Here is a 20,824-nt window from a genome sequence, read left to right on the forward strand (position 1 = left end):
TGCATTTGGCAGTATCGGGGTCCGGTCTTGGGGACCTGGAAGGAGTCGAGCCTTGCAAGGCTCGACCGTTCCGCAGGAGCGAAGCTTCGCTTCACTAAACCCCTGCTGCACCCCCATCTTCTTTTTACCCTTGCGGTCAGCAGGGGATAAGCAATATTCCATTTACACCGAATGCGTCTGTCCGTATATTCCGGGCATGAAAAACGCATTGCTGATCGCCGCCGCCTGCCTGCTCGCGCTGTTTTCGACGATCGGTGCCTCGCTGCCGTATCCGATCCTGCCGCCGCTGTTCGCGTCCGGCGTATCGAACAACCTCAACCATTTCCTCGGCCTGCCGCCCAAGCTGCTGTTCGGCATCGCGCTGACCATCAATCCGCTCGGCCTGATGATCGGCTCGGCCTTGCTCGGCCCGCTGTCGGACCGCTTCGGCCGCCGCCCCGTGCTGCTGGCGACCGCGCTGGGCGCCGCGGCCGGGCACGCGCTGACGGCGCTGGCGCTGATCGTCGAATCGTATCCGCTGTTCATCTTCGCGCGCTTTTTCACCGGCCTGCTGGAGGGCAACGGCTCGGTCGCGCGGGCGATGCTGGCCGACCGCCTCGATGGCCACCTGCGCCTGCGCGCCTTCTCGTGGTTCAACGGCGCCTTCTACATGGGCTGGCTGGCCGGACCGTTGCTGGCCGGCCTCACGCTGCGCTGGGGCATCACGACGCCGTTCTGGGTGGCGGTCGGCGCGCTGGTGCTGATGGCCGCGCTGGTGGCGGCGGTGCTGCCGCGCGAGGCGGCGTCGGGCGCGACGACCTCCTGGTGGCACGTGGCGCGCAAGAATCACTCGCTGAACCTGCTGCGTTATGCGGAATTGCGCATACTTTTCGTGGTGCAACTGGCCTACACCTGCGGCGTGACGGCGTTCTACGAATACTATCCGCTGTGGCTGGTGGAAACCGCGCACTACGGCGCGCAGGGCATCGCCTGGATCACCGCCGTCCTGTGCGGCCTGATGACCTTCACCTCGCTGGTGTTCGCCGGCCGCCGCAGCGCGCTGGCGCCGCTGCGGCGCGCGGCGTGGAATGCGTTTGGCGTGGCCGCCGCGGTGGCGCTGGTGGCGGCCGGCAACACCGCGATCGGGCTGGCTGCGATCGTCCTGTTCGGCATTCCGAACGCGTTCTACAACGCCATCATGCCGGGCTGGTGCTCGGAGCGTTTCGGCGCCTACGGCCAGGGCGCGGTGATGGGCCTGCTGTCGACGATCTTCTGCCTCGCCAACATCATGATGGCGCTGGCCGGCTCGGTGCTGACGCTGGTCGATACGCGGCTGGTGCTGCTGCTCGGCGCCATGCTGTCGGCCTGGGCGGGCTGGCGCCTGCTGGCGTGGCGGGTGTCGGTCGCCGCGCCGGCTCCCATGGCGAATTAGGCGGCCGCGTTCACGAAGTCGGGGGCGGTGATACTATTGTTGGAAAGATACTTCCGGCCCCTACCATGCCTCTCGTCCATTCCCGCCTGAACCACGCGCTGCGCGTGCCGCTCGCCGCCGAAATCCATTCGCGTCCATTCCTAAAGCTCGAAGCGCCCGAGACGATCACCCACCTGGCCGTGTACCGCGCCGAAGCCGGTCCGCCCAACGGCAATGCGTTGTCCCAGCATGCCACGCTGGCGGCGCTGTGCGGCCACTTCGGCGTCGCCGCGCCGGTGTCCGGGGCGTCCTACTTCTATCACGACTTCGGGCGCTTTCGCCTGAAGTGGGAGTGCCACACCGAGTTTGCCACCTACACGTTCGCCGAACCGTCACGCGAGCGCGCCACGCTGGCCGAACGGTTCGCCAACATGCCCGTGGTGCATTTGCCGGAGCAATGGCTGGAAAGCCTGGCGGGCCGGCTGATGGTGGCCGCGCACGTGGTGCTCGAGCGCGGGGAGGGCAGCAACGGCGACCTGCAGCGCGCGTTCGAAGGCAACGTGGTGGTGGGCGCGTCGGTGATGCAGGGCGCGCAGCTGTGGACCGACTTCGCGATCCAGTCCGACGGATTCTCGCGCGTCGTGATCCGCGATGTCGGCATGCGCGCGCAGCAGGCGGGGCGGCTGGTGCAGCGCGTGCTGGAGATCGACACCTACCGGATGATGGCGCTGCTCGGCCTGCCATCGGCGCGCGAAGCGGGCATGGTGCTCAACGCCATCGAGGCCGAACTGGCGGCGCTGGCCGGCGCGATGGTGGCCACCGACGCGGACCAGCAGGGCGCCGGATCGGACCAGGCGCTGCTCGACCAGATCACCCGGCTGGCGGCGCGGCTGGAGAAGCTATCGCTCGACAACAGCTACCGCTTCTCGGCGTCGAAAGCGTACTTCGGGCTGGTGAAGGCGCGCATCGAAGAGCTGCGCGAGGTGCGCATCGAGGGCGTGCCGACAGTGGAGGAGTTCATGGACCGGCGCCTGACGCCGGCGATGAATACCTGCGAGGCGACCGCCGCGCGCCAGGATGCGCTGGGCCGGCGCATCGCCAACACCAACGACCTGCTGCGCACGCGGGTGGGCATCGTCCAGGAAATGCAGAACCGCCAGATCCTGCAGTCGATGAACGCGCGCGCGGCGCAGCAGCTGCGGCTGCAGCAGGCGGTCGAAGGCTTGTCGGTCGCGGCGATTTCGTATTACGTGATCGGCCTGCTCGGCTATCTGGGCAAGGGCGCCAAGGGGCTCGGCATGAACGTGAATCCCGATGTGATGGTTGGCGTGCTGGTGCCGGTGGTGGCGGCCGGCGTGTGGCTGGGCTTGCGGCATATGCATCGGAGGATGCACGGGTAGACCGTCGGCGCCGAAGAAAGTGCCGGTTGCGGTATTGACCATGGCCAGCGGACGATGTGCCAGGGCGGCCTACGATGAGGGATGCTCGCTCCAGTTCGGGAAGGTCGCCGATGCAATCACGAGACAACAGAGTACACTGGACTGGTGGCGGCGAGCCACCGGGAGGTGACCCAATGGAAACTCGAATCGCGGCAGTGGAGGCCAAGGTCGATGGCCTTGCCGATCGGATGGGAGTACTTGAACGCGACGTCGCGATCATCAAGTCGAACTACGCAACCAAGGCCGACGTAGCCGAGGCCAAGAACAGCGTGATCATGTGGGTGGTCAGCGCCATTTTGCTGGCGCAACTGTTACCCGCATTGTTGAAGAAATTCGGCATGTAAGCGTCAGGGAAAACGCGATCCATTTCTGGACAACGCAGTTTTTTATTGGAGACCGCTGTAATCCGCCGCCATCTGGGCCACATTTCTTACGCTAAGCTTTTCCTGCAAGTGCGCGCGATGTACTTCGATGGTGCGGGGCGACAGTGCCAGCAGCTGGGCTATTTCCCGATTCGCGAATCCATCCATCAGGTAGCGAAAGACTTCCCGCTCCCTGCCTGTCAAAGACTTGAACCGAATTTGTCGTTGACGGGCCCCCGCAAGGGATGACGCCTGCGAGTGCCGGGACGCCTGAATGCCCTGCAGTGCCCCGACGAGTCGCTGATCGCCGAAGGATTTATCGAGCACGTCGAAAGCGCCCGCTCTGAAGCACCTTCTGAAGAACTCGATCGAGCCGTTGGCGCAGACGGGAATCACCATCGCTTGGCTTAGCTGCAATATCAGTTCCTCGACGATGCCGGCGCCTTTTTCCAGTTCGGCCGCCACGTCGACGATAACGATCCCGGGGCTTCCATCAGCAGGAAATTCCAATAGCTTGCGCAGCCTGGACACCGGGCGCACGCGGAAACCCAGCATGTGGAGCAAAAGCTGAAAGCGGTGATCCAGCGCCTTCGTGTAGAGCAAGTCGATCACTGGCCGTGCGTCGAGCGCTTTCGCGGCGGCGCGGACAGGTGGCGCAAGACAGGGCGGGCAGGTGGCTTTAAGAAGCTGCATGTGTCGGACCATTCGGGACGAGGAGCCGGCGCAAGGTGTCCGGCTCCCGGGCGACTCGGCTACTTGATGAAGCTGAGCTGCTTGCTGATCCGCTCGAGGACCGGCTTTTTCTTTTCGTTGAAGCCAACCTTGTTCTGCGCAATCAGGTTGTTGCCCTTGGTGTCGATCGAGATGATCAGGGGGCCGAATTCCCTGACGCGGTTCACCCACAGTGTTTCGGGCATGCCCAGATCCTGCCAGTGCGCGTCTTCAATCTCTTCGACCTGGGTCGCCGCCAGCACCGCGCAGCCGCCCGGGAAGATCGCGTGCACCGCGACGTTTTCCTCGCAGCCAGCGACCGTTTCAGGCCCCATGCCGCCCTTGCCGACGATCAGCTTGACACCGGTCTGCTTGATGAATTCGCGCTCGAATTTTTCCATCCGCATGCTGGTGGTCGGACCGATCGACACCATCTCGAAGTTGCCGTCGTCCTTCTTTCGCACGATCGGGCCGGCGTGGAAGATGGCGCCGCCTTCAAGATTGACCGGCAGTTCGCGGCCCTGTTCGATCAGGCGGCGATGCGCCACATCGCGACAGGTCACCAGCCGGCCGGTGAGATAAACGACGTCGCCGACGTTGAGGCCTTTGAGGTCTTCGTCCCTGATGGGCGTAGTCAGAATTTTTTTCACAGCACCACTCCTTCGTGCGACAAGATTTCGTAGGACAGATCAGCGTTGATCCGGATTTTGCCGCGACGATGCGCCCAGCAACCGGTATTGACGGCAACGCCGATGGTCGATGGATGACGTGCGGACGATTCGATGTTCACGCCCATCACGCTGTTGTTTCCGGTCAGGCCTTGCGGGCCGATGCCGATTTCGTTGAGGCCTTGCTCGAGCAGGTCTTCCATCAGCGCCGCCTTGGCGTTGGGGCTCCTGGAATCGACCGGACGCAGGATCGCCAGCTTCGACAGCCGCGCCGCGGTCTCGACCGAGGTCGACACGCCGACCCCGACCAGCAACGGCGGGCAGGCGTTCACGCCCCGCTCGGTGATGACATCCATCACGAACTCGGCGACACCTTCGTATCCCTGCCCCGGCATCAGCACCTTGGCCGCGCCGGGGAGGGTGCAACCGCCGCCCGCCATGTAGACGTCGATCACGCAGCTGTCCGACGCGGACGTGATGCGCCAGTCCAGCCAGGGAATCTGGGTGCCGGTATTGGTGCCCGTGTTCTTCTCGTCGAAGGTTTCCACCGCGTTGTGGCGCAATGGGCCCATTTCGGTCGCGCCGATGGTGGCGCCGGTCAGGATTTCTTCCAATTCGGCCAGCAGCGGAAAGTTGGCGCCCGCTTCGATGAAATACTGAATGACCCCTGTGTCCTGGCAGCTCGGACGATTCAGCCGGTCCGCCGCTTCCTGGTTGCCATGCATCGAGTCGTAAATCGACTTGGCCAGAGGGTTGGTCTCCATGGTGCGCAATTCCGCCAGCTTGATTGTCACGTCTTTGGGCAATCGCTTGCCGATGTAGGACGTAAATTTCGCCATGGTGTCCGTCAGGGACTGGACTGCGGCGTCCTTGTCCATTGTTGGTGTTGCGAGGTCGTTCATGTGTATTCTCCGGTAAATATTAAGAATTCTGTTTCAACAGTTGGATCGCTACGCCGCCAGTGCGGCCCTGGAAACCTTTGCTTTTTGCGAGCGGGCCAACAGCAGCGTGGTGAAGGCGGAGACCACCAGCAAGCCCGCGACAAAATAGAGGCCGCCGTCAAAGCTGCCGGTCCGATCCTTGATCCAGCCGATCATCGCCGGACCGACAAAGCCGCCGAGGTTGCCGAGCGAATTGATGGCGGCAATGCCCGTTGCTGCTGCTGCGCCGCTCAGGAAAGTCGTCGGCATGCTCCACAGCGGCGGCTTGGCGCAGCTGATCCCCACGTTGACGATCGTCAGCGCGACGATCAGTCCGGCGATGCTGTGAGCCCCGGTGGCGAAAGCGAGTCCGGCCGCGGCGGTCAGGCATGCCAGGATGACGTGCCAGGTGCGCTCGCCGGTGCGGTCCGAATGGCGCGACCACAAGACCATGGCGATCACCGAGACCACCGGCGGAATCGCGTTCAGGTAACCGACCGTCATCGACGAGACGCCAAGCTGTTTGATGATTTGCGGCGCCCAGATACCCAGGGTGTACAGTCCCGCGGACGTTCCAAAGTAAATCAGCGAGAGCGCCAGCACCTGGGGATTCGCCAATGCCTTCAGGATGCTGTGGCTCGCTTTGCCATCTTTGGCGGAGGCTTCCGCTTTCATGGTCTTGACCAGCCAGGCCTTCTCATCTTCCTTCAGCCACTTGGCCTGTTCCGGGCGATCCGTCATATAGAAGAACACGACAACACCCAGAATCACCGCAGGAAAGGCTTCAAGGACGAACATCCACTGCCAGCCGGCCAGGCCCATCACACCGTTCATCTCGAGCAGGGCTGCCGACAGCGGCGAACCGAGCGCGGTGGAAATGGGCGCCGCGGCCATGAAGAACGCGGTCACGCCAGCCCGGCTGCGGGACGGAAACCAGTAGCTGAGGTACAGAATGATTCCGGGGAAGAAGCCGGCTTCCGCAACGCCCAGCAGGAAGCGCATGATGTAGAAGCTGGTCGGGCCGGTGACGAAGGCCATGCCGGCGGAAATGATGCCCCAGGTGATCATCACCCGCGTGATCCAGATGCGCGCGCCGACCTTGTGCAAAATAATATTCGAGGGGACTTCGAAGATGAAGTATCCCCAGAAGAAGATACCCGCGCCAAAACCCAGTACCGATGCGGTAAATCCCAGCTCGCTTTTCATGGACAAGGCGGCGAAACCGATATTGACCCTGTCGATGTAGGCGATGAAGTACAGCAGCATGATGAACGGCACGATGCGCCAGGTAATTCTGCGCAAGGTCCGTTTTTCGATCTCCAGTTCCATGTCGTCTCCCTAGTTATTTGTCGATCAAATCAGGCCCCGTCGGGGTCTGTCGTGAGTCACCGTCTTCCGCGGCTTGCAAGTTAGGGCAAAGATTAAAGGTTTGGCGGAATACATGAATCGATATAAACTGAATTCATTGTTGCGGAAAACTTACTAATGAGCGTCGATTCTGAACTGGCTTTCTTCTGCCTGCTGATCAAGCATGGCAGCCTGTCCTCGACGGCGAGGGAGCTGAACCTGACCCCGCCGGCGGTATCCCGGCGTTTGTCGCAGCTGGAAGAACGGCTGGGCGTCCGGCTGCTCAACCGGACCACGCGGCGGATCAGCCTGACCAGCGAAGGCGAGGTGTATTTCGAAAGTGCGCAGCGCATCCTCAGTGACATCAACGAGATGGAGCGCCGGGTTTCCAGCAGCCGGGCGGCGCCGAAAGGGCTGCTGCGGGTGAACGCGCCATTGGGATTCGGCAGGTCCTACATCGCGCCGGCCATTTCAGTGTTTTCGAAGAAATACCCGGACGTCGACGTGCAGTTGCATTTGACCGACCGCCCGGTAGCGCTTCCTGACGAAGCGATCGACGTGTCCATCCGTTTTGGCGACATGCAGGATTCGCGCCTGATCGCGAAGAAGATCGCCGCCAATCGGCGCCTGTTGTGCGCATCGCCGGCTTACCTGCGCGCGGCGGGACAACCTGTCCATCCCCACGACCTGACGCAGCACCAATGCATCCTGCTGCGCCAGAACGAAGCGGCTTATGGCAACTGGCGGCTGAGCCGGGGCAAGCAGACCGAGACGGTCAAGGTACGCGGCAAACTGAGCACCAACGATGGCGAGGTGGCGCTGAACTGGGCGCTGGAAGGGCACGGCATCCTGATGCGCGCCGAGTGGGATGTCGCGAAGTATTTGCGCAGCGGCCGGCTGATACAGGTGCTGGCCGATTTCGACACGCCGCCGGCCGACGTGTATGCCGTTTATCTGGAGCGCCTCAATCTGTCCGCGAAGGTCGCCTACTTTGTCGAGCACTTGCGTGCGTATCTCGATCAGCATGCGGACCGTCCAAGCATGGACCAATCCAATTGGTAGACGCCATCCTGCTGGGCGCAGGGGCGTGAAAATCGCTGGACGTAAAAAAACCACCTCGAAGGTGGTTATTTCGCTGGATTCCGTCGAAACGAAATGCAGACTTTCTCACTAACTGACATGCCAGAAAATGGGGTGGCTGATGGGGCTCGAACCCACGACAACAGGAATCACAATCCTGGACTCTACCAACTGAGCTACAGCCACCACTGACTGACATTTGTTCCGATGCTCCCGGAACAGAGCGAGATTATACAAACCTTTCAGGAAACTGGCAAATCTAAATTTGGCTCATGCGGGATCAGTTAATTTTGATCCGATTTCCACTTCCTGCACCGGCACCGCCAGGCCCAGCAGGTTGGCGAAGGCTACCTCCAGCGCGGTGCCGCTGGCGCTGGTGTAGCCCTGCAAGCGCCCGGCCGCGCCACGCCGCGCGCATTGCGCCGCTTCCAGCAGGCGCGCGAGCTGACGCGCGACCGCCTCGCCGGTGTCCACCAGCACCACTTCGTTCGGCGTCGCCTGCGCGACGATGCGCTCGATCGCCGCCTGCACCAGCGGGTAGTGCGTGCAGCCCAGCACCAGCGTGTCGGCGCCCTGGTCGAGCAGCGGGACGATGTAGCGCCGGAGCATGGCCGCGGTGGCGTCCGAATCGAGCTCACCGAGTTCGATCTGGTCGGCCAGTCCCGTGCAGCCCTGCAGCAGGAACTGCGCGCCGCTTGCCGCGCTGATCTGCTCGCGCAGCAGCAGGAATTTTTCGCCGGCCAGGGTGCGGTCGGTGGCGAGAACGCCCACCTTGCCATTGCGGCTGGCCGCCGCGCCCGGTTTCAGGCCGGGTTCGACGCCGACGATCGGCATATCAGGGAAGTGTTCGCGCAGCAGCCTGATGGCGGCGACGGTGGCGGTGTTGCATGCCACCACCAGCGCCTTGGCGCCTCGCGCGACGAGGAAGCCGGCGATTGCCAGCGAACGCTCGGCGACCGCCTGTTCGGTCTTGTCGCCGTAGGGCGCGAAGGCCGAGTCGGCGAAGTACAGCAGGTGTTCATGCGGCAGCAGGGCGCGGATGTGGCGCAGCACGGACAGGCCGCCCACACCCGAGTCGAACACCCCGATCGGGGCGTCTGCCGAGACCGTCATGCTTCAGGCGACGGTGACGGGAATCTTGCCGACGGAGGACAGCGATTCGATCTTCGCGGCCCATTCCTTCGGACCGGTCGTGTGCACCGAGGTGCCGTTCGAATCGACGGCGACGGTGACCGGCATGTCGGTCACCTCGAACTCGTAGATCGCTTCCATGCCCATGTCGTGGAAGCCCAGCACCTTGGCCGACTTGATCGCCTTCGACACCAGGTAAGCGGCCCCGCCGACGGCCATCAGGTAGGCCGACTTGTGCTTCTGGATCGACTCGATCGCCGCCGGGCCGCGCTCGGCCTTGCCGATCATCGCGATCAGGCCGGTCTTCTCCAGCATCATGTCGGTGAACTTGTCCATGCGCGTGGCGGTGGTCGGGCCGGCCGGACCGACGGCTTCGTCGCGCACCGGATCGACCGGGCCGACGTAGTAGATCACGCGGTTGGTGAAGTCCACCGGCAGCGGCTCGCCCTTGGCCAGCATGTCCTGGATGCGCTTGTGCGCGGCGTCGCGGCCGGTCAGCATTTTGCCGTTCAGCAGCAGGGTCTGGCCCGGCTTCCACGATGCCACTTCTTCCTTCGTCAAGGTGTCGAGATCCACGCGCTTCGATTTTTCGGTGTCCGGCGTCCAGTGCACGTCAGGCCAGGTCGACAGCGCAGGCGGCTCGATGTAGGCGGCGCCGGAGCCGTCCAGCACGAAGTGCGCGTGGCGCGTGGCGGCGCAGTTCGGGATCATCGCGACCGGCTTGGAGGCGGCGTGGGTCGGGTACATCATGATCTTCACGTCGAGCACGGTGGTCAGGCCGCCCAGGCCCTGCGCGCCGATGCCCAGCGCGTTGATTTTGTCGCACAGCTCGATGCGCAGTTCTTCGGTCTTGTTTTGCGGGCCGCGCTGCTTCAGTTCGAACATGTCGATGTCGTCCATCAGCACTTCCTTGGCCATCAACATCGCCTTCTCGGCGGTGCCGCCGATGCCGATGCCCAGCATGCCTGGCGGGCACCAGCCGGCGCCCATGGTCGGCACGGTCTTCATGACCCAGTCCACCAGCGAGTCGGACGGGTTGAGCATGACGAACTTCGATTTGTTTTCCGAGCCGCCGCCCTTGGCCGCGACCTTGACGTCGACCGTGTCGCCCTCGACCAGTTCCATGTGCACCACGGCCGGCGTGTTGTCCTTGGTGTTCTTGCGCTCGAACTGCGGGTCGGCGACGATGGACGCGCGCAGCTTGTTGTCGTCGAAGCCGTAAGCGCGGCGCACGCCTTCGTTGACGGCGTCGGTGACGGTGCCGGAAAAGCCCTCGAAGCGCACGCCCATGCCGATTTTCAGGAACACGTTGACGATGCCAGTGTCCTGGCAGATCGGACGCTTGCCCTCGGCGCACATGCGCGAGTTGGTCAGGATTTGCGCGATCGCGTCCTTGGCCGCCGGGCTCTGTTCCGCGTCGTAGGCGCGCGCCAGGTGCTGGATATAGTCGGCCGGGTGGTAATAGCTGATGTACTGGAGGGCTGCGGCGACCGATTCGATCAGGTCTTCCTGCTTGATGACTGTCATGGGATTCTCGCGAGGGTAGTAAGAACGGAGAGAGGCATAAATGCCGTTAAATTAAGGTCAAATTGGCGCGGCTCGCAGAATCGGGGTCTGGTCCTGCGGACCTGACCCCATTTTGATTTCGCCACAACCTTCAGTGTCGTCGGGATTCTCAACATGGGGTCAGGTCCGCAGGACCAGACCCCGGCGATGCGCGCGCTGGGCAAATTTTTCTACGCGTCATTTTACACGCGTCGCGGCGGGCTTGCGGATAAGCGCAATGGCCGGCTCAAAGGTTGGTAAAATCGACACCTTGCAGACACGGCAAGCTCGAATGTAAGCACTCAGTAAGCGAGCATGTCTAATGTGGATAAAAATACTAGGGAGACGATCATGGCCGGAACAGACACCAATCAACAGGACAACCAGGGTTCGGGCGAGAGCCGCGTGTTCGCGCCGCCGGCCGCTTTCAGTGCGAACGCGGCCATTTCCGGCATGCCAGCCTACGAAAAGCTGTGCGCCGAAGCGGCCGCCGATTACGAGGGCTTCTGGGCCAAACTCGCGCGCGAAAACCTCGACTGGCACAAGCCGTTTTCGAGCACGCTCGACGAATCCGACGCGCCGTTCTACAAATGGTTCGGCGACGGCCAGCTCAATGCGTCGTACAACTGCCTCGACCGCAACCTGAAGAACGGCAACGCCAACAAGACCGCGATCATCTTCGAGGCCGACGACGGCCAGGTCACGCGCGCGACGTACCAGGAACTGTACGAGCGCGTGTGCAAATTCGCCAACGGCCTGAAGGCGCGCGGCATCAAGAAGGGCGACCGCGTCATCATCTACATGTCGATGTCGATCGAAGGCGTGGCTGCGATGCAGGCCTGCGCGCGCATCGGCGCGACGCACTCCGTCGTGTTCGGCGGCTTCTCCGCCAAGTCGCTGCAGGAGCGCATCATCGATGCCGGCGCCGTGGCCGTGATCACCGCCGACGAGCAGCTGCGCGGCGGCAAGCCGCTGCCGCTCAAAGCCATCGTGGACGAAGCGCTGGCGCTGGGCGGCTGCGAGAGCATCAAGAACGTCATCGTCTACAAGCGCACGGGCGGCAACATCGCGTTCGCCGAAGGGCGCGACCTGTGGCTGCACGAGCTGGTGGCGAACCAGCCGGCCGAGTGCGAGCCGGAGTGGGTCGGCGCCGAGCACCCGCTGTTCATCCTCTACACGTCCGGCTCGACCGGCACGCCGAAGGGCGTGCAGCATTCGACCGGCGGCTTCCTGCTGTGGGCCGCGCTGACGATGAAGTGGACCTTCGACATCAAGCCGGACGACGTGTTCTGGTGCACCGCCGACATCGGCTGGGTGACCGGCCACAGCTACATCGCCTATGGCCCACTGGCGGTGGGCGCGACCGAGATCGTGTTCGAAGGCGTTCCGACCTATCCGAACGCTGGCCGGTTCTGGGAGACCATCGCCAAGCACAAGGTATCGATCTTCTACACGGCGCCGACGGCGATCCGTTCGCTGATCAAGGCGGCCGACGTGGATCCGAAAGTGCATCCGAAGAACTACGACCTGTCGAGCCTGCGCCTGCTGGGTTCGGTGGGCGAGCCGATCAATCCGGAAGCGTGGATGTGGTACTACAAGAACGTCGGCAACGAGCGCTGCCCGATCGTCGATACCTTCTGGCAGACCGAGACGGGCGGCCACATGATCACGCCGCTGCCGGGCGCGACGCCGATGGTGCCAGGTTCGTGCACCTTGCCGCTGCCGGGCATCATGACGGCGATCGTGGACGAGGCCGGCGCCGACGTGGCGAACGGGCAGGGCGGCATCCTCGTGGTGAAGCGCCCGTGGCCGTCGATGATCCGCACGATCTGGGGCAATCCGGAGCGGTTCAAGACCAGCTACTTCCCGGAAGAACTGGGCGGCAAGTACTACCTGGCCGGCGACGGCGCGATCCGCAACAAGGACACCGGCTACTTCACCATCACCGGGCGCATCGACGACGTGCTGAACGTGTCGGGGCACCGGATGGGCACGATGGAGATCGAGTCGGCGCTGGTGGCCAATCCGCTGGTGGCGGAAGCGGCGGTGGTGGGCAAGCCGGACGAGACGACCGGGGAATCGATCTGCGCGTTCGTCGTGCTGAAGCAGGCGCGGCCGACCGGCGAGGAAGCCAAGAAGCTGGCGCTGGAACTGCGCAACTGGGTGGCCAAGGAGATCGGGCCGATCGCCAAGCCGAAGGAGATCCGCTTCGGCGACAACCTGCCGAAGACGCGTTCGGGCAAGATCATGCGGCGCCTGCTGCGCGTGCTGGCCAAGGGCGAGGCGATTACGCAGGATGTCTCGACGCTGGAAAATCCGGCCATCCTGGAGCAGTTGAAGGAAGCTTCCTGATACCGGCTGGCTGAATGATGCCGTGCCCGCCCCGCGCTTGCCGCCGGGCGGGCATTTTCTTGCGCCATGCGCTCGCAGAACCGACGCCACCAGCCCGTCGTTCCCGCGCAGGCGGGAACCCATGCTGAGTCCGCGTGTCGGCGACGCTGGCGCTGACCGTGCAGCTGTTCCTAATGCCCCACCATGTCCTCGACGCCGATGATGAAGGTGGTGGCATCGCGAATCACCCCCTGCTCACCTTGCTGTTCGACGAGCACCGAGTGCTTGCCGCGGCCGACGACCGGCGGCAGCGCGACAGTGAAGTTCCCGTTCTGGTCGAAGCGCGGCGCGTCCAGCTGGACTGTCCGGCCGTCGATCGACACCGCGATCGGGCGGCGCGGATCGAAGCCCGAGCCGCGCAGCACCACGGTCTGCACGCCGCCAGCCTCGTCGTCTTCGTCCTCGGTCTTCACGTCCACCTTCACGTAGGGTCCCAGCGCAACCTTGCGCGGCAGCTCCTCCACGCTCACCTCGCGGGGGGCGAGAATGACGCCCTTCAGCTGCTGGCCGTCGAGATAGAGTCCCTTGATGTGCGCACCGGCCCGAAGCTGGGCGCGCAGCCCAGCGTCGATGCCCAGCGTGCCGGCGCGCAGTGCCTGGGTCACGCGGAACGGCGGTTCGACCGGCTTGCGCTCGTAAGTGAAGCCGCGGATGGCGCCCTTGTCGAGCACGACTTCGCGCACCGCGCCGGTGCCAGGGTCGAGCACGAAGTCGACAATCTCGCCGCCCGAGGTGATGAAGTAGCCGCACACCGGGCAGACGTCGGGATTGTGGATCTGGCGGAACGGCACCTTCGCGCCCTTCCAGTAAATGGTCGGTTCGGTCAGCACGGCCGTGTCGATGGGCGGGAAAAATCGGGTGGGGCAGGTGTAGGCATGCCTCCACAGACCGCGGCCGTACGATGAAATGACCACCTGGTCGCGTCCCTGGAAGTAAAACGAGGACACGGCCGGGATGAAGTCGGAGTCAAGAATGGTACTCCACGTGGCGCCGCGATCGAACGTCTCCATGATGCCGGCCTGCTGGGTGCCGACCAGAATGTGTCCCCGGCAGTCCGGATCGAAGCCGAAGGACGTGATCTGGGAAAACTGCCCCCAATGGAACTTGAAAACGCCGCCCTGGGTGACAAGGCCGGCCAGGACGGTGTCGTCGGCCCACGTGGCGCCCGCATTCCTGGAGACCTTCACGGTGTCGCTGGTGATGTCGGGGGCGATCAGGAAATTCGAATCGTGGGGATCGACCCCGAACGGGGTGTACCACGCGTACTCGGTTGCGAAGGTGCCGAGACCGCCGATGCCCGCGATATTCGACAGCACCGGCGAACCGCTCGCCAAGGTATCGGCAATGCGCTTGATGCCGACGACCTCGGTGCCATCGGGAGTCGCACCCGACAGCTTGATGGCGGTGTAGAGCACCGGATTGGCGTCCCCCCCAATCCGGGCCTGGTCGCGGACCGCTTCAGGGAAGGCATAGCGGGGTGTCCAGGTCGCGCCGGTGTCGCGGGTGAGCTCGAACACACTGATGTCGGGCAGGCCTGCGATCGCCGTGCCGATCACGTAGTTCCCCGGCCTGATCAAACGCGGATTGCCGACACTCCCGGCTGGCTGCGGAAATGCGGCCTGGGTGAGCAACAAGGGGCTGGAGAGGAAGTTGACGCACGGGCCGCACGTCACCCCATTCAGTTTGGTTTCGGAGGCGGGCAGCGGCGCGCGCCAGATGTTCAGGTAGAACCCTTCGCAGCAGCGGTTGCCCGGCCATGTTGCCCCGCCGTCCCGGGAAGCCCAGATGGCGTTGTCCTGGGTGGCGAAATACAAGTCCGAACTGCTGCGGTCCGGGTGCAACTGGCCGGTTACCTCGGTCACCTGGAGCGCTGCGTAGCCGGCCGGGCCGGCGCCGGCCAGGGTCCAGCTTGCGCCGCGGTCGGCGGTCTTGTGCACGCCGGCGTCCGAGGTGAGCAGCAGCGGGGTACGCCCGTCCGACTCGAAGCCCATGTCGGACGGGTCGCAGTGGTCGATTCTGGCGGTGGTCCACGCAGACAGCGTCGGCGTGGCGCCGTGGGTCACGCTCGCGTTTTCCAGCGTGCAGACGCCGTCCGAAAAATGCAGCGTGTAGTGCGTGCGGTCGGCTGGCCGCGCAATCTTGACGAATGGCGGGCGGCTCATGGCGAGAATGTCTTGCAGGGAGCTCCACGATGCGCCGCCGTCCCACGAGCGGTACAGGGCGGCGTGGCCTATCCAGCGCGCGTTGGGCGTGTCCCACACGCGGTAGTTGAACGACCAGAAGATGTGGGCGGGAGCGAAGGGCGAGACGGCGATCTGGTTGTGCGCGCCAATGAGGATGTTGTCGGGGAGACCCGCGCTCGACCACGACCAGCTGCCTCCCGCGTTGGAGGACACCTTCACGCCGGCGTCGGTGAGGATGACGAGGCGGCTGCTGGTGGGCGCCAGCACGGCGTATGCCTGGTCGTTGTCGTATCCCGGCGCGGCGTGGATAAACCGCCACGTCGCGCCGGCGTCGTCGCTGTAGGCGACCCCGCAGGAGGTGGCCGCCCAGGCGCGCCCGCGCGCCGGCTCCGCGTCCAGCCCGTAGGCGGACAGGGTGGATGCGCAGCTTGGGACCGGGGTGGCGATCGTGATGCGCGACCAGTTGGCGCCGCCGTCGGTACTGCGCCAGATCCCGCCGCCGCTGCTGATGCGGGTGTCGTCGCTGGCAGCGGCCAGGACGACGCCCGGTCTGGCCGGCAGATGCTTCACGGCGTTGAACCAGAACGTGCCGTTACCGCTGGTCTGCGACCACGTGGTCCCGCCGGTGGCGCTGTAGAAGATGCCGCCCGACGCCGATGCGACCACCATTTTTGTCGCGTCGCCGGGCGCGATGCTGACGGCGACCGCCCGGCCGCCGTTGGGTATGGCCGGCTGTATCTGGTAAGGCGCCGCGCAGCCTGCGAGGAGGAGCGCGGCCACGCAGGCCTCGAAGACATTGCGCCAGTTTATTCGTGCCATCATTTTCTCCTTCCGCGAGCGGGGCGTACTTCGGAACTGTTTCATCATGCTCAGCCGGTTCGAGCTTCATCTTGTTGATGCACAAATGCCAACATCGGCGGACTCAAGGAAGGGGTGGATCGGGCAGATGGGCGCGGGGCCCTTAGCCGGAAGCGAGGGAGGGCGCGCCTGCAGCTGGAGCTTGGTGGACGTGGCGGCAGGCGAGTCACCGCCTGACAGCCGGAGCGACGGTGAATTTTTGTACGGCCCAGACGTCGTGCGAGAGGCGTCGGATCTAGCCTGCGCCTCGGCCAGTCGTCCCGCGCCGGGGACACAATCGGTGCTGCGCGGGGAATTTCTTGGAGCTCATCGGAATGTTTGCTATAATTTGCGGCTTCGTGAAAGCGAAGCACCAGGAGAGGTGGATGAGTGGTTGAAGTCGCACGCCTGGAAAGCGTGTATAGGTTCATAGCCTATCGGGGGTTCGAATCCCCCTCTCTCCGCCAGGAATACAAAAAAAAAGGCCACCTTCGGGTGGCCTTTTTGCGTTTCATGGCGGAAACAACCAAGCCGACCGCGTGCCTTTTGTGTGGGCGATTGGACGATCTTACTTCCGGCGGTAGATGGCAGGTTCGAAAGATTCGCGCGTACAAGCGCCTGCCTCTCCGAATCGTTCACCTAGCGTTGTTGCGTCACGGCGCTGCTCTTATGTTCTTGCTGGCGATGCACAATTGCACGCTGATGCATTTAGATGCACAAAGCTGAGCTTGTGTCCGAATGTCAGAACTGACCACCATGGCTCTTGTTCACTACTTATAGTGTGGTTACCTCACCGCGGCGCTCGCTCTTGCCCCGCAGATTGGGCAGCGAGCGGCACCGTGGCTAACCCTCGAGTCACCAATTGCGCTAGCACGTCACAGCAGCTGATTGGTGCACTCAACTACGATATGGTCCGGTACGTAATCGTATTCATGCGGGTTCAGTTGCATAATATATTCATTCTCAATGTGATATGTCTCATTGACGAATTTCTTTATTACATTATTTTCGTGATTGTCGCTATTGATAAGTCTGAAAATTTGAAGCTTTTCGTAATTATTGGTAGTCTCATGGAAAAGTTTTGTCATTGCAGCCTTGTCATTCATATTTGATACGATTGTTTGATAATCGAACTCGGGGATTTTTCGCTGAATTTCTGCCTGCGACTTAGCTAGGTCCTCAGCGGTCATGTCCACTTCCATAGGATTTCCGTCCAGGCCAATTGACCGGATTATAGGTTTAATTCTTTTTTTGAAAACATTCGACAGCAATTGATATTCCAGGCCTTTGTCATCAATGATCTCATAGTGACGTCTCAAGTAGATCGCCTTGATTGCACAATGCTTTGCGGATGCAATATTGTATTCACAAATTTGGGGGAAGCTGAGAATGTTATCACGTCGAATTTCTTTTTCCGCGATAACTCCCCCTTTGGAAGCGAGGAAATGTGCTAATGGACGAGGCTGAAAATTTTGCGCCAAATTCTTGATCATATCAATCACCGGCTCAATGTCATGAGTCAACATCAGTACAGTGCGATTCTTAAGGCAATTTTTACCCCGAAAAAGCATTTCGATAATCGCGTATTTTTTATTTTTGTCAAATGAGGAAATGGGATCGTCGAGGATGATTAGATCTGGATTTTTTGTGAGGCAATCGTACATAAAAAGCACTAGGGAAAACGCGTTGCGCTCCCCGTAGCTTAAGTGTGTTGCACCATGTGCAATCTCGCCATCACACTCGGAATGCTTCAGTTTCATTTTGTAAGTATCTGATTCCTCAGCGATATCCACATAGTACTTGTAACCAGCGTACTTCAAAAAACCATTGATATCCTCTTTGTGTTTTTCGGCGGTTTGTTGAATTAGCTTGTTCTGTTTGTTGATCTCGCCCTGCAGTTTTCCGGCTTTCACTATTACATTGTCGAGGCAGAGATTAATCTCATCTGCAATCTCTTTTGTGGGCTTAGAGCTGAGGTGGCTTAAAAGATCGAGTTCAATTTTTAGATTTTCAATTTCTTTTTTTATCTCAGATGAGTCCTTGAGTGAGAAGTACGAAATAAACTTGATATCGCGAAGCTTTGTTATGAGCGTTTCTACTTGTTTTTTTATCTCACCAAGAAACGCTTCCTCTTCTTTTTTTAGCCCATCTTTATTCTTGACGATCTTTTTTAGTTTACTTCTGCTTTCATCAGAAAAGTAATCGCCAAGCTTCTCAATCACATTTTGTATTTTTGATAAATGCTCTACTGCCTTCGCATCATACGTTTTCTCTACTGCTAAAATAGTTTGTTTTTTCTCTGCGGTGGGAGATGTGCAGTAAGGGCAGTCATCGGAAATTTCCAAAAACGCATTGCCGCTCATCTGCCACTTCAACCAAGCTAAGTTGCTATCACTCTTAATATGTTTTTCGAATGGTGCGAGTTCGACTGGAATGTTTTCAATAGCATTCCCATCGCCGACGCCTTTGATAAACTTGCTGGACTTGGCGAGTCCTTTACTGGATTTTCCAAAGCATTCCAAAAGCTCATTGAGGTTGATTAAAACAACATCAATTTTTTCATGATCTCTAAACGTTTTGCGGATGTCGGAAATAATCCCTTCGATTTCCGCCATCTTTTCATCGTACTGTTGAGTCTTGATGAATATGTCGAAGCTGTTCTTTAGTACCTCATCTTGAGTAAAAACAAATCGATTTATGTAATCTTCATTAAAGAGCGCTACCGCATTAACCGCAGTATCTATTGTCACCGAAGGCTGATTCTCAAGACTTGGATCAAGATCCCTGTACTTAAAGGGAGTAAGGCTTGCCAACGATGCCTTTTCTTCGCAATTTAATAATACGGCTTTTGCTAAAGTGCTTTTGCCAGTCCCATTTGGGCCATGCTTGATGTTTAGTCTGTTTGGCTCAACTAAAATAGTGGCTTGATCGATACTGTTACAATTTTTAATTTCGATTTTCATTGCAGAAGAGGAGGGTAGGGTGGTGAGCGGTTATTGACAAGTCAAGGGCTCAGACTAGCAGGTTTCCAAATTGAAAATCCTCACATTTTGTCACTTAAGTGTGTCAGCTGCGCTATTGGGGATGTGACTCTTCTGCTTTCCCCAGTGTTCCTACAAGTAGTTGTTCGCTATCAATAGCGCGGGTGGCTCTAGGTAAGTGACTGAATTTTTGAGGTTTGCATGTCTTGCTTCATAGCCTATCGGGGGGGCGAATCCGCCTCTCGCCGCTAGGAACAAGGAAAAAGGCCACCATCGGGTGGCCTTTTTTCGTTTTATGGTGCAGAGAACTTCTCATCCCTTGTACCTAATTCAGATAGGGCGCTGACCGACGCGGTCCAGGCGCCTCATCTTCCAGTGGCGCCGCGCTCGCGCAACCGCATCTGCAAGCCTGCCGGCCCCATGGTGAAAGCCAGGTGTTCCTCGGCTTCGCTGCCGTCTGCGGTGCCCACGCTTTCCACGTCGAAGTGACACAGCATCACCGCCATCGCCATCTTCATTTCGAGCATCGCCAGATAGCGGCCCGGGCAGATGCGCCCGCCCGCGCCGAAGGGCATCGACGTGCGCTTGGAAGGGTTGGCGCCGCCCAGCCACCGCTCCGGCTCGAAAGTGCCTGCATCCGGAACGAGCTTCGGGTCGAGGCTGTCCTTGCGCATCAGGGTGACGACCGTCATGCCCGCGGGCACACGGATGTCGCCCAGCGAAGTGTCGTGCACCGCCTGGTGGAAGATGATCGGCGCCACCGGCTTGAGGCGCATCGTTTCATGAATGCATGCTTCGATGTAGGGCAGTTCGCCCAGCTGCTCCGGCGTCGCCTCGACGCCGCCGGCGGCAACATCCCGGATCTCGTCTCGCGCGCGCGCGAAGACGCGCGGATTGCCGCACACCAGATACATCATCCAGGCAATGGTGTTGGCGGTCGTGTCTTCGCCGGCCAGCAACATGGTCAGCACGTTGCCCTTCACGTGGCTGTCGTCGATGCCGCTGTTGTCGCGGTCGGCGGCGACGATCATTGCTTCGAGCAGATTGACGGGACTGTCGCGCAGCGCGGGATCCTGCTCCATGCGGGCGCGCGCCTTGGCGATGAAGCCGGCAATCGCGCGGTCGACTTCGGCGATGTGACGCTCGAGCCGCCGGTCGGCGGGCGTGCGCACGATGCGCCAGGTGGGAATGGGGGCGAGCAGGCGTTTCCACAGGCTTGGAAAAATTACGTCGAGGTGGCGCTGGATCACGTCGTCATCGGACTCGAGGGTATTGACCTCGGTGCCGAACGCCAGGCCGGCGATGGTGTCGACGGTGTAGCGCATCAGGTCGGCCTGCAGATCGATCTGCGTGCCGGCCGAAGCCGCCTTGCGCCAGCGCGCGAGCAAGCGCGCGCTGACCTGCTGCATCGATGCAAAGTAGCGTTTGACATGGCGCGGGTCGAAACCGGCCATGACCATCAGGCGCTGGCGGCGCCAGTCGTCCCCTTCGGCGACGAAGATGCCTTTGGCCAAGCCCATTTCCGATGCGATCTGTTGCAGCTGCGTGGTGCGCCGGAAGCCGTCCGGGCGATTGCGCAGCATGGTGGAAATCGCGCTGTGATCGGCGACCACCAGCAGTGTCGCGCCGCCCAGCCTCACTTTGAAAAAGGGACCGAATTGCGTGCTCCACGATTCCAGCTGGCGATGGAAGCTGGGGGCATGGACTTGCAGCGCATTGCCCAACAACGGCAGGCCGCGCGGACCGGGCAAGGTATCGATATCGCGAAATTCGGAAATCGCGTCTTCGGCTTCGATCTTGATCACGTTGGCTCCTCGCAAGAAAGGCGCTGCGGCAACA

Annotated in this window: 14 protein-coding genes and 2 tRNA genes; 6 read left to right on the forward strand and 10 right to left on the reverse strand. The window is 61.2% G+C overall.

Annotated features, from left to right (window positions below):
* The first annotated feature begins 196 nt into the window (after positions 1-196).
* The 3 genes from Q4S45_RS02510 to Q4S45_RS02520 all read left to right on the forward strand — a co-directional run bounded on the left by Q4S45_RS02510 (position 197) and on the right by Q4S45_RS02520 (position 3,173).
* On the forward strand, positions 197-1,411 hold the full coding sequence (locus Q4S45_RS02510; protein WP_305508839.1) for an MFS transporter: 1,215 nt from the start codon (positions 197-199) through the stop codon (positions 1,409-1,411).
* A 65-nt stretch (positions 1,412-1,476) separates the two neighbouring features.
* Positions 1,477-2,790, forward strand: a complete 1,314-nt coding sequence (locus tag Q4S45_RS02515) for a DUF3422 family protein (RefSeq protein WP_305508841.1) — start codon at positions 1,477-1,479, stop codon at positions 2,788-2,790.
* 173 nt (positions 2,791-2,963) lie between these two features.
* Positions 2,964-3,173, forward strand: a complete 210-nt coding sequence (locus tag Q4S45_RS02520) for a hypothetical protein (protein ID WP_305508843.1) — start codon at positions 2,964-2,966, stop codon at positions 3,171-3,173.
* Between the two features lie 42 nt (positions 3,174-3,215).
* Here Q4S45_RS02520 and Q4S45_RS02525 read toward each other — a convergent pair whose 3' ends face one another.
* From Q4S45_RS02525 to Q4S45_RS02540, 4 genes are all read right to left on the reverse strand, one after another.
* Positions 3,216-3,884: a response regulator transcription factor gene (locus Q4S45_RS02525; protein WP_305508845.1), complete on the reverse strand. Its 669-nt coding sequence runs from the start codon at positions 3,882-3,884 to the stop codon at positions 3,216-3,218.
* Between the two features lie 59 nt (positions 3,885-3,943).
* Positions 3,944-4,552, reverse strand: a complete 609-nt coding sequence (ttdB, locus tag Q4S45_RS02530; RefSeq protein WP_305508847.1) for a L(+)-tartrate dehydratase subunit beta — start codon at positions 4,550-4,552, stop codon at positions 3,944-3,946.
* Positions 4,549-5,448 (reverse strand): L(+)-tartrate dehydratase subunit alpha, encoded by a 900-nt coding sequence (gene ttdA / locus Q4S45_RS02535; RefSeq protein WP_305512026.1) that lies wholly within the window; start codon positions 5,446-5,448, stop codon positions 4,549-4,551. The genes ttdB and ttdA overlap by 4 nt, the downstream gene beginning before the upstream one ends.
* A 72-nt stretch (positions 5,449-5,520) precedes the next feature.
* The gene (locus Q4S45_RS02540; RefSeq protein WP_305508849.1) at positions 5,521-6,819 is read right to left on the reverse strand and encodes an MFS transporter; all 1,299 of its coding nucleotides are present in this window, start codon (positions 6,817-6,819) and stop codon (positions 5,521-5,523) included.
* A gap of 156 nt (positions 6,820-6,975) precedes the next feature.
* Between Q4S45_RS02540 and Q4S45_RS02545 the strand changes: the two genes are divergently transcribed.
* Positions 6,976-7,899 (forward strand): LysR family transcriptional regulator, encoded by a 924-nt coding sequence (locus Q4S45_RS02545; RefSeq protein WP_305508851.1) that lies wholly within the window; start codon positions 6,976-6,978, stop codon positions 7,897-7,899.
* Between the two features lie 128 nt (positions 7,900-8,027).
* Here Q4S45_RS02545 and Q4S45_RS02550 read toward each other — a convergent pair.
* From Q4S45_RS02550 to Q4S45_RS02560, 3 genes are all read right to left on the reverse strand, one after another.
* A tRNA-His gene (locus Q4S45_RS02550) sits at positions 8,028-8,103 on the reverse strand.
* A gap of 84 nt (positions 8,104-8,187) precedes the next feature.
* Complete coding sequence (murI, locus tag Q4S45_RS02555; protein ID WP_305508852.1) at positions 8,188-9,030, reverse strand: glutamate racemase; 843 nt, start codon at positions 9,028-9,030, stop codon at positions 8,188-8,190.
* A gap of 3 nt (positions 9,031-9,033) precedes the next feature.
* Positions 9,034-10,575, reverse strand: coding sequence for a fumarate hydratase (locus Q4S45_RS02560; protein WP_305508853.1), 1,542 nt, complete (start codon positions 10,573-10,575; stop codon positions 9,034-9,036).
* A gap of 369 nt (positions 10,576-10,944) precedes the next feature.
* On the opposite strand from Q4S45_RS02560, the gene acs reads away from it, so the two are divergent.
* On the forward strand, positions 10,945-12,945 hold the full coding sequence (gene acs, locus Q4S45_RS02565; RefSeq protein ID WP_305508855.1) for an acetate--CoA ligase: 2,001 nt from the start codon (positions 10,945-10,947) through the stop codon (positions 12,943-12,945).
* Between the two features lie 170 nt (positions 12,946-13,115).
* Here acs and Q4S45_RS02570 read toward each other — a convergent pair whose 3' ends face one another.
* On the reverse strand, positions 13,116-15,989 hold the full coding sequence (locus Q4S45_RS02570) for a sialidase family protein (protein ID WP_305508857.1): 2,874 nt from the start codon (positions 15,987-15,989) through the stop codon (positions 13,116-13,118).
* A gap of 391 nt (positions 15,990-16,380) precedes the next feature.
* Here Q4S45_RS02570 and Q4S45_RS02575 point away from each other — a divergent pair.
* Positions 16,381-16,471 (forward strand) — tRNA-Ser (locus Q4S45_RS02575).
* A gap of 408 nt (positions 16,472-16,879) precedes the next feature.
* Here Q4S45_RS02575 and Q4S45_RS02580 read toward each other — a convergent pair.
* Positions 16,880-18,967 carry a hypothetical protein gene (locus Q4S45_RS02580; RefSeq protein WP_305508859.1) on the reverse strand — a complete coding sequence of 696 codons (2,088 nt, stop codon included), beginning with the start codon at positions 18,965-18,967 and terminating at the stop codon, positions 16,880-16,882.
* Positions 18,968-19,350: 383 nt separating this feature from the next.
* Positions 19,351-20,790, reverse strand: coding sequence for a cytochrome P450 (locus tag Q4S45_RS02585; protein ID WP_305508861.1), 1,440 nt, complete (start codon positions 20,788-20,790; stop codon positions 19,351-19,353).
* Positions 20,791-20,824: the final 34 nt, after the last annotated feature.

It is taken from the genome of Massilia sp. R2A-15 (assembly GCF_030704305.1).
Taxonomy (GTDB): domain Bacteria; phylum Pseudomonadota; class Gammaproteobacteria; order Burkholderiales; family Burkholderiaceae_D; genus JAFCUW01.

Coding starts and splice junctions, on each gene's coding strand:
- Q4S45_RS02510 (WP_305508839.1), top strand. CDS start 197: ATGAAAAACGCATTGCTGATCGCCGCCGCCTGCCTGCTCGCGCTGTTT.
- Q4S45_RS02515 (WP_305508841.1), top strand. CDS start 1,477: ATGCCTCTCGTCCATTCCCGCCTGAACCACGCGCTGCGCGTGCCGCTC.
- Q4S45_RS02520 (WP_305508843.1), top strand. CDS start 2,964: ATGGAAACTCGAATCGCGGCAGTGGAGGCCAAGGTCGATGGCCTTGCC.
- Q4S45_RS02525 (WP_305508845.1), bottom strand. CDS start 3,884: ATGCAGCTTCTTAAAGCCACCTGCCCGCCCTGTCTTGCGCCACCTGTC.
- ttdA (WP_305512026.1), bottom strand. CDS start 5,448: ATGGACAAGGACGCCGCAGTCCAGTCCCTGACGGACACCATGGCGAAA.
- Q4S45_RS02540 (WP_305508849.1), bottom strand. CDS start 6,819: ATGGAACTGGAGATCGAAAAACGGACCTTGCGCAGAATTACCTGGCGC.
- Q4S45_RS02545 (WP_305508851.1), top strand. CDS start 6,976: ATGAGCGTCGATTCTGAACTGGCTTTCTTCTGCCTGCTGATCAAGCAT.
- murI (WP_305508852.1), bottom strand. CDS start 9,030: ATGACGGTCTCGGCAGACGCCCCGATCGGGGTGTTCGACTCGGGTGTG.
- Q4S45_RS02560 (WP_305508853.1), bottom strand. CDS start 10,575: ATGACAGTCATCAAGCAGGAAGACCTGATCGAATCGGTCGCCGCAGCC.
- acs (WP_305508855.1), top strand. CDS start 10,945: ATGGCCGGAACAGACACCAATCAACAGGACAACCAGGGTTCGGGCGAG.
- Q4S45_RS02570 (WP_305508857.1), bottom strand. CDS start 15,989: ATGATGGCACGAATAAACTGGCGCAATGTCTTCGAGGCCTGCGTGGCC.
- Q4S45_RS02580 (WP_305508859.1), bottom strand. CDS start 18,967: ATGAAAATCGAAATTAAAAATTGTAACAGTATCGATCAAGCCACTATT.